General features: G+C 72.9%; 11 protein-coding genes. 3 read left to right on the top strand and 8 right to left on the bottom strand.

The genetic code is table 11. The features are described from left to right. Positions 1-56: 56 nt before the first annotated feature. The 5 genes from ABZY20_RS07090 to ABZY20_RS07070 all read right to left on the bottom strand — a co-directional run bounded on the left by ABZY20_RS07090 (position 57) and on the right by ABZY20_RS07070 (position 6,707). The gene (locus tag ABZY20_RS07090; protein WP_356437764.1) at positions 57-2,321 is read right to left on the bottom strand and encodes an excinuclease ABC subunit UvrA; all 2,265 of its coding nucleotides are present in this window, start codon (positions 2,319-2,321) and stop codon (positions 57-59) included. Between the two features lie 60 nt (positions 2,322-2,381). Next, entirely contained in the window at positions 2,382-3,713 is a 1,332-nt protein-coding gene (gene ccrA, locus ABZY20_RS07085; RefSeq protein ID WP_356438660.1) for a crotonyl-CoA carboxylase/reductase, read from the bottom strand. Between the two features lie 64 nt (positions 3,714-3,777). Next, entirely contained in the window at positions 3,778-4,110 is a 333-nt protein-coding gene (locus ABZY20_RS07080; RefSeq protein ID WP_356437761.1) for an antibiotic biosynthesis monooxygenase family protein, read from the bottom strand. Between the two features lie 47 nt (positions 4,111-4,157). Then, the gene (locus tag ABZY20_RS07075; protein WP_356437759.1) at positions 4,158-5,657 is read right to left on the bottom strand and encodes an NDP-hexose 2,3-dehydratase family protein; all 1,500 of its coding nucleotides are present in this window, start codon (positions 5,655-5,657) and stop codon (positions 4,158-4,160) included. A 225-nt stretch (positions 5,658-5,882) separates the two neighbouring features. Continuing rightward, positions 5,883-6,707, bottom strand: a complete 825-nt coding sequence (locus ABZY20_RS07070) for an NmrA family NAD(P)-binding protein (RefSeq protein ID WP_356437757.1) — start codon at positions 6,705-6,707, stop codon at positions 5,883-5,885. Between the two features lie 82 nt (positions 6,708-6,789). On the opposite strand from ABZY20_RS07070, the gene ABZY20_RS07065 reads away from it, so the two are divergent. After that, a complete protein-coding gene (locus tag ABZY20_RS07065; protein ID WP_356437755.1) occupies positions 6,790-7,803 on the top strand; it encodes a WYL domain-containing protein in 1,014 nt (337 codons plus the stop codon). A gap of 243 nt (positions 7,804-8,046) precedes the next feature. Here ABZY20_RS07065 and ABZY20_RS07060 read toward each other — a convergent pair whose 3' ends face one another. Both ABZY20_RS07060 and ABZY20_RS07055 read right to left on the bottom strand, forming a co-directional pair. Further along, positions 8,047-8,697 carry an NAD(P)H-dependent oxidoreductase gene (locus tag ABZY20_RS07060; protein ID WP_356437752.1) on the bottom strand — a complete coding sequence of 217 codons (651 nt, stop codon included), beginning with the start codon at positions 8,695-8,697 and terminating at the stop codon, positions 8,047-8,049. A gap of 113 nt (positions 8,698-8,810) precedes the next feature. After that, positions 8,811-9,524 (bottom strand): class I SAM-dependent methyltransferase, encoded by a 714-nt coding sequence (locus ABZY20_RS07055; RefSeq protein ID WP_356437749.1) that lies wholly within the window; start codon positions 9,522-9,524, stop codon positions 8,811-8,813. 208 nt (positions 9,525-9,732) lie between these two features. On the opposite strand from ABZY20_RS07055, the gene ABZY20_RS07050 reads away from it, so the two are divergent. Together ABZY20_RS07050 and ABZY20_RS07045 are read left to right on the top strand one after the other, a co-directional pair. Continuing rightward, positions 9,733-10,698 (top strand): NAD(P)-dependent oxidoreductase, encoded by a 966-nt coding sequence (locus ABZY20_RS07050; RefSeq protein ID WP_356437746.1) that lies wholly within the window; start codon positions 9,733-9,735, stop codon positions 10,696-10,698. Then, on the top strand, positions 10,695-11,813 hold the full coding sequence (locus ABZY20_RS07045; protein ID WP_356437743.1) for a DegT/DnrJ/EryC1/StrS family aminotransferase: 1,119 nt from the start codon (positions 10,695-10,697) through the stop codon (positions 11,811-11,813). The genes ABZY20_RS07050 and ABZY20_RS07045 overlap by 4 nt, the downstream gene beginning before the upstream one ends. Positions 11,814-11,852: 39 nt before the next feature. On the opposite strand, the gene ABZY20_RS07040 is transcribed toward ABZY20_RS07045, so the two are convergent. After that, entirely contained in the window at positions 11,853-12,995 is a 1,143-nt protein-coding gene (locus tag ABZY20_RS07040; RefSeq protein WP_356437741.1) for a glycosyltransferase, read from the bottom strand. Between the last annotated feature and the right edge of the window lie 132 nt (positions 12,996-13,127).

Raw genomic sequence — 13,127 nt, 5'->3', positions numbered from 1 at the left:
GCACGCCGCCGTGACGCGCGGCCCGGCGGGCGGGAGCCCGCGGGGCCGCTCGCCGGTCAGGCGCCGCAGTAGCGGCGCAGGTACGCGCCGGTCACCGAGGTCTCGGACTTCAGCAGGTCGCCCGGGGTGCCGGTGAAGACCACCTCGCCGCCGTGCTTGCCGCCGTCCGGGCCCAGGTCGACGACCCAGTCGGCCTGCCGGACGACATCGAGGTTGTGCTCGATCACCACGACCGTGTTGCCGCGGTCCACCAGCCGGTTCAGCAGGGCGACCAGGGTGTCGACGTCCGACATGTGCAGGCCCGTCGTCGGCTCGTCGAGGACGTGGACGGCGCCGGTGCGGTGCAGGTGGCCGACCAGTTTCAGGCGCTGGCGCTCTCCGCCGGACAGGGTGCTCAGCGGCTGGCCGAGGGTGAGGTAGCCGAGGCCCACCTCCAGCAGTCCGGTGAGCTTGTCGCGCACCTCGGGCTCGTGGAAGAAGGCGACCGCGTCCTCGGCGGACATCTCCAGCACGTCCGCGATGGACCGGCCGCGCAGGGTGTGGGCCAGGACCTCGTCCTTGAAGCGGCGGCCGCCGCAGGCCTCGCAGCGCGTGCGCACCGGGTCCATGTAGGCGAGCTCGGTGACGATCTCGCCGCGTCCCTTGCACTCGTCGCAGGCGCCCGCCGAGTTGAAGCTGAACAGCGACACCTGGGTCTTCGTCGCCTTGGCGAACAGCTTGCGGATGGCGTCCATGGCGTCGAGGTGGCTGACGGGCGTGGACCGCGAGGACCCCTTGACGGGTGACTGGTCCACGAAGACGGCGTCGGGGTGGGCGGCCATGAAGGCCCCGGCCATCAGGGAGCTCTTGCCGGAGCCCGCCACCCCCGTGACCGCGGTCAGCGTGCCGGCCGGGATGCTCACCGAGACGTTCTTCAGGTTGTGCACGCTCGCACCCTCGACGCGCAGCTCCCCGGACGGCTCGCGCACCGGTTCCTTCACCCCGCCGATGGCCCGCAGTCCGACGCCCGTGGGGGTGTCGGCGCGCCGGAGGTCGGCGACGCTCCCCTCGAAGACGACCTCGCCGCCGTGCGCACCGGCGCCGGGCCCCATGTCGACGACGTGGTCGGCGATCTCGATGACGTCCGGGTCGTGCTCGACCACCAGGACGGTGTTGCCCAGGTCGCGCAGCTCCCGCAGCATCTCGTTGAGCCGGCCCACGTCCCGCGGGTGCAGACCCGTGCTCGGCTCGTCGAAGACGTACGTCATGCCGACCAGGCTGCTGCTGAGGTGGCGCACGGTCTTCAGGCGCTGCGCCTCACCGCCCGACAGGGACGTCGTCGGCCGGTTCAGGGAGAGGTAGCCGAGGCCGACCTTCTCGATCCGGCGCAGCGCCGTGACCACGCCCTCGGCGACGGCGGCGGTGACCGGGTCGTCGAAGGCCTCGAGGACCCGGATGAGATCGCTGACCTCCATGCCGGCCCAGTCGGCGATGGTGTGGGAGCCGGCCCTGGACGCGAGGGCCGCCGGGTTCAGCCGGGCGCCCCGGCAGGCCGTGCACTCGCCCAGGGTGATGAACCGTTCGACGTTGGCGCGGCCGCGTTCGCTGAGCGAGCTGAGGTCGCGTTTGAGGTTGGTGCGGGCGAAACGCGCCACCACTCCCTCGTAGTTGAGCGTCGCGGTGCTGTTCGCGGTGCGGACGGTGACCTTGCCGCCGCTGCCGTACAGCAGCATCTGCCACTCGTCGTCGGTGTAGTCGGACAGGCGCTTGGCCGTGTCGAAGTGGCCGGAGTTGGCGTACTGCTGCCAGTCCATGCTGCCCACCTTGTGGGTGGGCAGCTGGATGGCGCCCTCGTCCAGCGACTTGGTGCGGTCGAGCATCCGGTCGACGTCGACGCGGCGCGCCTGGCCGAGCCCGTCGCACTCGGCGCACATCCCCTGCGGGTCGTTGAAGGAGTACACGGAGGGCGGGTGGGCGGGGGTGGCGACGCGGGAGAAGAGCACCCGGAGGCTGGAGTAGATGTCCGTCATGGTGCCGACGGTGGACCGGGCGTTGCCGCCGACCGGCTTCTGGTCGACGACGACGGGTGAGGTGAGGCCCGCGATGACGTCGGCGTGCGGGCGCTGGTACTTGGGCAGCTGGTTGCGGATGAACCAGCTGAAGGTGCCGTTCAGCTGCCGCTGCGCCTCCACGGCGATGGTGTCGAACAGGACGGAGGACTTCCCCGACCCCGACACGCCCGTGAAGACCGTGATCCTGTTCTTGGGCAGCCGCAAGGACACGTCCTTGAGGTTGTTCTCACGGGCGCCGACGATGACGATGTCGTCTTCTGTGTTTCGCATGCGGGGTGTACCGGAGAGCCTTTCGCTTCGTGTCACTTCATCGGGAGGTGGAGCGGGTGTTCAGCCGGCGACGCGGCGGAACGGGTTGAGCGTGTCGGCGCCGAGCGCGGCGCGCCGTTCGGGGTCGGTGACGCCGAGCCCCTCGCGCGGTGCCAGGCACAGCACGCCGACCTTGCCGAGGTGCCGGTTGAGCTGGACCCTGCGCGCCGCCTCGCCGACCTCGTCGAGGCCGTGCACCTCGGAGAGCACGGGGACGAGCTTGCCGAGGTCGAACAGCCGGTTGCACTCGGCCTGTTCCATGAGGTTGGCCGCGTGGCTGCCGACGACGCGCTTGGAGTGCATCCACAGGTAGCGGTTGTCGAACTCGTGCCGGTAGCCGGTGCTGGAGCCGCAGGTGACGACCGTGCCGCCGCGCCGCAGCACGAACACGGAGATCCCGAAGGTGGCCCGGCCGACGTAGTCGAAGACCACCGCGGGGTCCTCTCCCACGGCCTCGCGGATGGCGCGCCCGAGCCGCTTGCCCTGCTCGGCCAGTTCGTCGCCGGTTCCGCCGCCGCCGAGTCCGAGTGCGGTGCGGTCCAGCACCACCTCGCAGCCCAGGGCCCGTACCGCGCCGGCCTTGTCCGGCGAGCCGACCACCGCGACCGGGATGCCGCCGGCCTGCTTGACCAGCTGCACCGCGAAGGCGCCGAGCCCGCCGGCCGCGCCCCAGATCAGGACGACGTCGCCGAGCTTGATGCGGGCGCCCTTGTCACTGATCAGCATGCGGTAGGAGGTGGCCGCGGTGAGCATGGAGCTGCCCGCCTCCTCCCACGTCAGGTGCCCCGGCTTGGGCAGCAGCTGGCTCGCCTTCACGACGGCGTAGTGGGCGAGGCCTCCGAAGTTGGTCTCGTAGCCCCAGATGCGCTGGCCCGTGCCGAGCATGGCGTCGGCGTGGGTGGCCGGTTCGTGGTCGTCGACCTGGACGCAGCTGACCACCACGTGGTCACCGGCCGCCCAGCGCGCGACGCCCGCGCCGGTGCGCACCACGACGCCCGCGCCGTCCGAGCCGACCACGTGGTAGGGCAGGTCGTGGCGGGCGGCGAGGCCGCCCTGGCGGCCCAGGCGGGACAGGAAGCCGAAGGTCGGCAGCGGTTCGAAGGTCGCCGACCAGACGGTGTTGTAGTTGACGGCGCTCGCCATCACGGCCACCAGCACCTCGTCCGGGGCCAGTTCGGGCAGCGGGACCTCGTCGACGTGGAGCGTCTTGCGCACGTCCTTGTCGTCGACCCCGGTGAAGATCCCGGCCTCCTCCGCGCGCAGGCAGGCGGCACGGTAGGTCTCCGGCAGGGGGATGCGCCGGAGTTCCTCGGCGGGCGCGTCCGCCAGCACCGCCGCTGTCAGCTCGTCCACGGACACGGGCACCGCTCCTCTCGGTGGGTCGGCCCGCCGCCGGGTGCGGCGGCGGGCTGGGACGTCATGCCGCCGGGGCGCCGTCGAGGTAGCGCTGCCGCTCGACGTAGAGCTCGGAGGTGCTCTCGGCCAGCTTGCGCAACTCCCCCACGTGCTCCTGGAATCCGGGCCGGCCGACGGCGGCACGCAGCGCGGCGGCGTCCTGCCAGCGGGCGATGTTCACGTAGCGCTGCGGGTCGTCGGCGTGCCGCGACAGGGTGTAGCCGAGAATGCCCGGCTGTGCGGTCATGAAGTCGGCGACGCGGGCGAAGGCCTTCTCGAAGTCGCCGGGGTCACCGGAGACGGTGAACCGGTTGACGAAGGTCACGCTGCCCTGGCGGTCGTCCGGAGCGGCCATGGTGGTCTCCTCGGGTCGGGAACGGTCGGGTGACGAAGTGACGGCGATCAGCTTCGGGGCGTGCTCTCGAAGTCAGGTCGAAGTCCGGCGGACAGCCCGTGCAGGCAGGCGACGAGGCTGCGGGCCTCGACGTCGAGGTAGTGGCTGTGGCACAGCAGCGAGGCCAGCTGCGCCATCGTCACCCAGCGGTAGCCGGGGCGCGGGGTGCCGAAGTCCCGGTCGTCCTCGTCGACCTCCACGACGAGGTACCGGTTGCGGGCGCGGAAGAACCGGCCGCCCTCCTCGGCGAGGACGGTGTCGAAGCGGATCCGCTCCGGCCGGGCCGACAGCACCTCGGTGAGGTACGGGGGCCGGGCGCCCTCGGGCAGCACGTCGTAGTTGGACGGGGTGCACTGCACGGTCGGCGCCAGTTCGATGGCGTCCACGAAGCCCCGCTCCGCGCGGGCCTGGACGAGGAGCTGCAGCACGCCTTCGCGGCGCCGTACGAGAAAGGCGCACACGCCCTCGTCGCAGGGTTCGACCAGGGGCTGCGACCAGCTGCGCACCTCGCGGCCCGTCGCCGAGACGGACACGCCCATGACGCTGAAGAAGGCGCCGTCCTCGTGCACGATCCGGCCGCCGGCGCGCCGCCAGCGGTCCACGTCCCGCAGCGGCACCAGGCGGGCGTCGTCCTCGCGCACCGACCGGATGCCGCTCAGCCAGCCGAGCAGGTCGCGGACGGCCTGCTCGCCGGTGGCCGAGGGCTCGCAGGACCGCACCACGGCGGCCGCGAAGGAGTCCTGGTCCGCCACCGAGTACAGCTCCGACAGGCCGTCGCCGGCGAAGGGCAGACAGGACAGCACGGTCCGGGCGTCCATGTTCACCAGGTCGTCCACGGCGAGCAGCCGCTGCAACTGGCCCAGGGTCAGCCAGCAGAAGCCGTCGAGCGCCTCGACGTCCTCCTCCACGAGCACCACCATGTTGCGGTTGCGCTTGTGGTAGAACCACGAGCCCTGTTCGGACTGGCGCACGTCGGCCAGCACCTGGTGGCGCGAGGTGTCGAGGAAGTGGCCGAGGTACGGCACGCTCGTGCCGCCGTGCACCCGGGTGAAGTTGCTGCGGGTCGCCTGCACGGTCGGGGACAGCTGCGGCCCGTCCGGGTTGCCCGGCTCGTTCTTGGCCTGCATCAGGAAGTGCAGCACACCGTCGAACTCCTTGGCGAGGATGCCCAGGACGCCCACCTCGCGCTGGTCGAGGACGGGTTGGCGCCACCGGTCGACGGGCGCGCCGGGCGCGTGCACCTCCAGTCCGGTCACGGAGAAGAACCGGCCGGAGTCGTGGCGCAGGTCGCCGGTGCCGGGGTCGGTGTGCCAGCCGGCGAGTTCCTCCAGGGGCACCTCCCGCACGTCCATGGCCAACTGCCGTGCCGCGTCGGTGAACCAGCGGTGGAAGTGGTCAAGGCCGGTGAGGAGGCCGGAGGTCGCCAGGGCGGACCGGGCGATGCGCGGCGCCGGGGACTGCGCGGGCGGGTCCGGCCGGCGTGCGGTCGGCGGGGCGGTTGCGGTCAAGGCGGACTCCCGATTGCCTGATGGCCCGACAGGTCGTCCGCCACGGTTGTCAGGTGGGCTCGACGACGCCCACAGCGGTGGTCGAGTGGACGGGGCGTGTTCCCGGGGAAGGAGCCGGGCGGTCGGGGGATGCCCGCCCGGCTCCCGCTCGGGGGCGGCGCGGCCCGCGGCCGGTGCGCGCGCCGTGCAGGCCGCGCGGTGGTGCGCCGCGGAGGGTGGCCGCCGTCAGCCGCCGAAGGCGGCCGCGTTCTCGCGCACCCACTGGGCGAAGGTCCGGGCCGGCTTGCCCGTCACCTTCTCCACCGTCGGCAGGACCGTGTAGCCGGCCTCCGGCGGGTTGGTGCGCATCATGACGAAGAACTCGATGTCCTCGTCCGAGTAGCCCTGCTCGCGCCACTGGCCGACGATCTCGTCCCGGGACAGCTCGACGTAGCGCACCTCGCGGCCGAGGGCCTCGCCGATGATCCGGACCTTCTCCGGCGGGGTCAGCGCCTCGGGTCCGGTGAGCCAGTACTCCTGGCCGGCGTGCCCGTCCGCGGTCAGGGCCACCGCCGCGACCGCGGCGATGTCCGCCTCGTGGACCATGGCGCTCTTGGCCTCCGGGAACGCCTCGCGGACCACGCCCTCCGTCTTCACGGACTCGGCCCACTCCAGCGCGTTGGACATGAACTCCACCGGCGACAGGTGCGTCCACTGCAGGCCGCTCGCCTCGACCGCCTGCTCCAGCGGGCTCTTCTCCACGTCGCCCTTGAGGACGGTCACCCGGCGGACACCGGCCTTGAGGGCCAGGTCGGCGATCTCGGTGCCGTTGGTGAGCGGGGAGAAGTCCTCGCCGTTGAAGCTGATCAGGTGCGCGGCCGTCACCCCGTCGAAGGCCTGGGCGAGGCTGGCGGTGTCCGCCAGGTTCCCGGCCACCGCCCGGGCGCCGGCCGGGAGGTCGGCCTTGTCCGGGTTGCGGGTGAGCGCGCGGACCTCGTGACCGGCGGCGAGCAGCTGCTCGACGAGGGGACGTCCGACGTTGCCCGTGGCACCTGCGACAAGAATGGTCATGGGGGGTCTCCTTCCGTGGTGAGACCGACGTTAGGAGCAATGGCGGTCACCTATTGACCGCCATTGATGGGAAACTCCAGCCATGTTGGAAACCTCGGCGCGGCTGCTGCGTCTGCTCGGGCTGCTCCAGAGCCAGAGGGACTGGTCAGGGCAGGAACTGTCGGACCGGCTCGACGTGAGTCCGCGGACCATCCGGCGCGACGTGGACAAGCTGCGCGCGCTGGGCTACCCCATCAACGCGATCGGGGGCGTCGGCGGCGGGTACCAGCTGGGCGCGGGTGCCTCGCTGCCGCCGCTGCTGCTCGACGACGAGGAGGCGGTCGCCGTCGCGGTGGGGCTGCGCACGGCGGCGGCCGGTGCCGTCACGGGCATCACGGAGACGTCCCTGCGGGCGCTGACGAAGCTGGACCAGGTGCTGCCGTCGCGGCTGCGGCACCAGATCAACACGCTGAGCGCCGCGGTGGTCACCATGCCGGTGACGGGCCGCACGGTCGACGCCTCGGCCCTCAGCGCGATCGCCTCGGCGGTGCGCGACCGGGAGCGGCTGCGCTTCGACTACGTCTCCTACGAGGGCACGGCGAGCGTGCGGGACGTGGAGCCGTACCGGCTGGTGCACGACGCGCGGCGCTGGTACCTCTTCGCGTGGGACACGCAGCGGTCGGACTGGCGCAGGTTCCGCGTCGACCGGCTGCGGCTCAAGGTGCCGACCGGACCCCGGTTCACCCCCCGGGCGCTGCCGTCGGAGGACCTGGTCGGCTATCTCTCGACGGGCCGTACGACCGCCCAGTTCCGCTACCGGGCCGTGCTGACGATGCGGGGGTCGGCGGTCGAGGTCGCCGAGGAGGTGCCGTCCACGCTCGGCACGGTGGAGCCCGTCGACGACGAGTCGTGTCTGCTGCGCATCGGCTCGGACAGCCTGGACCATCTGGCCGTGTGGGTCGCGGCGTTCGGGTTCGACTTCGTGGTGCACGAGCCCGACGAGCTGGTCGAGCGGTTGCGGACGCTGACCGACCGGCTGCGCCGGGCGGCCTGGCCGGACGGCGACGACTGGGCCCGGCGGGTCCGGGACGCGGCGGCGGCCGGCGGGTACGTCTGAGGGCCGGCCGCCGGGACGGGTGGGTCCCGGCGGCCGGCTCCCTGTGCGGCCGTCCCCGGCGTCAGGCCCTGGTGCGGCCCGTCCCGGTGTCGGGCTCCGGTACGGCCGTCACGGCGTCGTGCGCCGTCGGCGGCCGTGCCCCGGTGGGCCCTGGTGCGGTCCCCCCGGGGTCTCGGGCCCCGCCGCGGCCGCCGCCCCGGGAACCGGCTGTCCCGGGGTGTGGCGCCGCGGCCGTCCCCGGTGTCAGGCGCGGGCCGGTACGGCGGCGACCGTCCTGGCCCGGTCCGTGAGCGCGTTCTCCGCCTCCCGCAGCGACACGGCGGCCTTCTCGTGCTCGGCCGGGTCCTGGGAGGTGAAGGGCGCCACGGTGTGCGACGCCGTGACGATCTCCAGTTCGTAGCCGAGGACCTGGCCCAGCACGGTCCTCAGGTAGGGCGCGCAGTGGTCCATCGCGTGGTCCGGGGAGGCGGGGCCGTAGTCACCGCCGTACGCCAGGACCACCGTGGCGGGGCGGCCGGCGAGCGGGTTGGCGGACGGGTCGTAGGGCAGGGTGCGGCCCATCAGCAGGGACTGGTCCAGCCACGCCTTCAGGTGCGAGGGGATGGTCCAGTTGTGCATGGGGGCGCTGATCAGCAGGGCGTCCGCGGACAGGATCTCCTCGACGAGTACGTCGTGGAGCGCGGCGGCGGTGCGCTGGGCGTCGGTCTCGGGGGCGTTGAGCAGGGTGTGGACCCCGTCGGCGTCCAGATGGGGCACCGGGTCCGCCACGAGGTCGCGGTGGGTGACGTCCGCGTCGGGCAGTTCCTTGGCCCAGGTCTCCCGGAACACCCCGGCGAGCCGGCGGGAGACGGAGTAGGGCGAGGGGGAGGAGTCGATGTGCAGCAGGCGGGCCACGGGGCACCTCTCTTGACGGGCGGTGAGCGCCCTGGGCAAGCGCTCGGCTGGACGCATGGTCCGCTGCCCCGCTCGAACGCGGTCGGAGCGGAGCTTGCGCCCGGACGGCCCCCTCACTCGAGGACGCCGACGAACAGCCCGCGTCCGGAGAGCACTCCCGGCACGTACTCGGGCCGCAGACCGGCGCGCCGGAAGGCGTCCTCGTACTGCTCGCGCGTGAAGAGCATGGCCCGGTGGACCTCGGTGACGTGCCGGACGCCGCCGTCCGGGGAGGCGATCAGGTAGTGGACGGTCATCCGGGACGCGTCGCCGTCGCGGACGGTGTGCGCGACCCGGGCGATGGTGGTGCCGTCCGACTCGATGACGTCGCTGGAGACCCACCGGTCGACGTAGGTCTCCGGGAACCACCACGGTTCGACGGCCACCACTCCCCCGGGCACCACGTGCCGGGCGAAACAGGCCAGGGACTCGCGCAGTTCGGCGAGCGAGCCGACGTAGCCGATCGAGGCGAACAGGCAGGTGACGGCGTCGAAGGTGCGGCCGAGGTCGAAGGAGCGCATGTCGCCGGTGTGCAGCGGGACGTCCGGCAGCTCGGCGCGGGCGATCTCCAGCATCGGCTCGGAGAGGTCGATGCCCTCGGCGCGGCCGATGAGTTCGGTGAACGGCCCGAGGTGACCGCCCGTGCCGCAGGCGACGTCGAGGACGCTGGCGGCGCCCGGCAGCCGGCGGCGGATCTGCTCGGCCACGGTCTCGGCCTCCGCGGCGTAGTCCTTGCCCCGTGCGGTGTGCTGGGCGTGGTAGATCTTGGCCGACTCGGCACCGTACATGCGAACTCCTCCGTTGCCAGGCGCTGTTGGGTCTCTTCCCGCTCCGCAGGCTCCCCGCTGCCCGTCGAGCGCCGCTGGAACCCGGCCGGGGCTTGAGCGAGTCGCGATCGCGGCGGTCCACGATGTGCTCGGCACGCCGTTCCCGGACGTGGGGCACGACCGCACGGGCACCGACGGTGACGGCACAGGCAGCGGCAGAAAGGACACCATGTCCGCGAACGGCACGGTCGTCGTCCTGGGCGGTACGGGTTTCCTCGGGCGGCATGTGTGCGCCGCCCTGCACGAACGGGGCCTCGACGTGGTGGCCGTGGCCCGCACGCCGCCGGCCGATCCCCCGCCCTGGCGGTTCCTCTCCCGCGACCTGGCCGCGTCGGCGCCGGCCGGGCTGGCCCGCGAGCTGGCGGCGATCGGGCCCGGGGTCGTCGTCAACGCCGTGGGCAGCATCTGGGGGCGCCGGGACGAGCAGATGTGGGAGGCGGCCGCCGTTCCGACGCTGCGGCTGCTGGACGCCCTGGACCTGCTGTCCGAACGCCCCCGGCTGGTGCACCTCGGCTCGGTCCTGGAGTACGGCCGGATGCGGGAGGGCAGTTCCACGACGGCGGTCGCCGAGACCCGGCCGACCAGCGCCTACGGCCGGGCCAAGCTCGCCGCGACGCTGGCGGTGCTGGACCGGCTGCACACGGGCCGGCTGACCGGGATGGTGCTGCGGATCAGCAACCTGGCCGGTCCGGGCAGCCCGGACGTGAGCCTGCTCGGGCAGGTCGCCGGGCAACTGGCCCGGGCGAACGGCCGCCCGGCCGTGATCCGTCTCGATCCGCTGCTGGCCCACCGCGACTACGTGGACGTGCGGGACGTCGCGGAGGCCGTCGTGGCCGCCGCGCTGTCGCCGCGCTCCGGGGAACTGGTCGACATCGGCAGCGGCGAGAGCACCTCCGTGCGGACCCTGGTCGATCTGCTGATCGACCGCAGCGGACTGCCCGCCGTCGTGGAGGAACACAGCGGGGCCGGGCGGCAGCACTCCACCGAGACCTGGTCACGGGTGGATCCCGGACCCGCGTGGCGAGCGCTCGGCTGGCGGCCGCGCAGGCCGCTCACGGACGCGGTGGAGGCGTACTGGCGTGAGTTCACCGAGCGACGAGAGGTCGCGACGCGAAAAGGAGAGCCGTCGGCATGACGACTTACGTGTGGGACTACCTGCCGGAGTACGAGGCGGAGCGCGAGGACCTGCTGGACGCCGTGGAGACGGTGTTCCGGTCCGGCAGGCTGGTGCTCGGGCCGAGTGTGGCGGGATTCGAGGAGGAGTTCGCCGCGTATCACGGCGTGGCCCACTGCACCGGGGTGGACAACGGCACCAACGCGGTCAAGCTCGGTCTCCAGGCGCTCGGTGTGGGCCCCGGTGACGAGGTCGTCACCGTGTCGAACACGGCGGCACCGACGGTGGTGGCGATCGACGGCACGGGGGCCACGCCCGTCTTCGTGGACGTCCGGGAGGAGGACTTCCTGATGGACACCGACCAGGTGGCCGCCGCCATCACCCCGCGTACCAAGGCCCTGCTGCCGGTGCACCTGTACGGCCAGTGCGTCGACATGGCGCCGCTGCGCGCGCTCGCCGAGCGGCACGGGCTGGCGATCCTGGAGGACTGCGCGCAGGCGCACGGCGCCCGTCACCACGGCCGGCTCGCGGGCTCCATGGGGGACGCCGCCGCGTTCTCGTTCTACCCGACGAAGGTGCTGGGCGCGTACGGCGACGGCGGGGCGGTGCTCACGCCGGACGCGGACACGGACGCGGTGCTGCGGCGGCTGCGGTACTACGGCATGGAGAAGACGTACTACGTGGTGCAGACGCCCGGCCACAACAGCCGCCTGGACGAGGTGCAGGCGGAGATCCTGCGGCGCAAGCTGCGCCGGCTGGACGCCTATGTGGCGGGGCGCCGGGCGGTGGCCGAGCGGTACCGCGAGGGGCTGGGCGACCTCGCCGGGCGGGGGCTGCTGCTGCCGTCCGTGACGGAGGGCAACGAGCACGTGTACTACGTCTACGTGGTGCGCCATCCCCGGCGGGACGAGATCATCGAGCGCCTGAAGGCCCAGGACATCTCGCTGAACATCAGCTACCCCTGGCCGGTGCACACCAACTCCGGTTTCGCGCACCTCGGTTACGGACCCGGCTCGCTGCCCGTGACCGAGCGGCTGGCGGACGAGATCTTCTCGCTGCCGATGTATCCGTCGCTGCCCGTGGGGCTGCAGGACAAGGTGATCGCGGCGGTGCGGGAGGCCGTGCTGGCCCTGTGACCCGGTGAGCCGGACAAGGGTGGTGCCGTGCCGGAACGCTCAGACCAGGGCCTCGATGGCCTTGACCACCTCGGCCGGGGCCGGCAGGGCGGCGATCTCGTCGGCGAGGTCCCGGGCGCGGCCGCGGTAGGACTCGTCGGAGAGCATCCGGGTGATCTCCTCGGCCACCACCTCGGGCGGTTCCCGGTGCGAGGCGAGGGTGACGGTGGCGCCGTACTCGTCGACCCGGCGCAGGGGTATCGCCGAGGCCATGATCTCGGGCAGCACGAGCTGCGGCACGCCGGCGCTGAGCAGGGTCATCACGGTGACGCCGCCGCCGTGGTGGACGGCGAGGTCGAGGGTCGGCGCGATGACGTCCAGGGGGACGAAGCCCGCCTTGACGTCGGGGTACGCCTCCCTGATCTGGCCGGCCAGCGGCTCGCCGGTGGCGACGACGACCTCGATGCCGCCGTCGCGCAGCAGCTTGTTGTCGAGCAGGGGCCGGAAGAAGTCCATGCCGAGGGCGGGGATGAAGGCGCTGCGGGAGCCGGAGGTGATGAGCACGCGGGGCCGGTCGCCCTTGGCGTACATCCAGGGCTCCAGCGGGATCTGCGGGTTGCCCGCCGTCCAGCGCATGGGCTGGGCGGGTTCGGCGTGGCCGGGCCGCACGCTGGGCGGGGTGATGTCGACGAAGAGGGCGGCGTCCGGGACGGCGTCCAGGCCGTACTCCTTCAGCTCGGGGGCCAGTTCGTCGGTGGCGCCCCGCCAGTCGACCTCGGTGCGGTCGTAGATGGCCCAGGTGTGCATGACCCAGGGCACGCCCAGCCGGTGGGCGACGAGCGGGCCGGCCAGGTTGTACTCGCCGCCGATCACCACGTCGGGCCGCCAGGCCTCGGCGAGTTCCCAGGTGCCCGCGAGGCCGGCCGCGGAGAGCCGGGCGAAGCCGCGACCCGCGAAGTCCATCTCGTGGTCCTCGCCGGTGGGCATGGGCAGCCAGTTGCCCTGCCGGTCCTTGAGCATGGCGTCGGCCATGCCCAGGGAGGTCACCCCGCGGGCGGGCAGACCGAGTCCGGTGACGAGGCCGAGGTTCTCCTCCGGCACGGCCACGACGACCTCGTGGCCCGCGGTGCGGGCCGCGGAGACGAGCGGCGCACTGGCGTGCACCGGCGCGGCGCCGCCTCCGGCGACGAACAGGAATCGCATGCTTCTCCTTCGGTTCGTTCGGGGGCCGCCGGCCGCGGCGGGGGGGGCGGGCCGGGGGGCCCCCCGAACGGGCGCGCGGGCCTGTTTTTTGGGGGGGCGGGCCCCGGGCCCCACAGACCGGGGCAGAACCCC

The organism is Streptomyces sp. NPDC006624 (assembly GCF_040611555.1).
GTDB lineage: Bacteria > Actinomycetota > Actinomycetes > Streptomycetales > Streptomycetaceae > Streptomyces.
The sequence above is the reverse complement of the archived record's forward strand: the minus strand, read 5'-3'. Positions and strand labels throughout refer to the sequence as shown.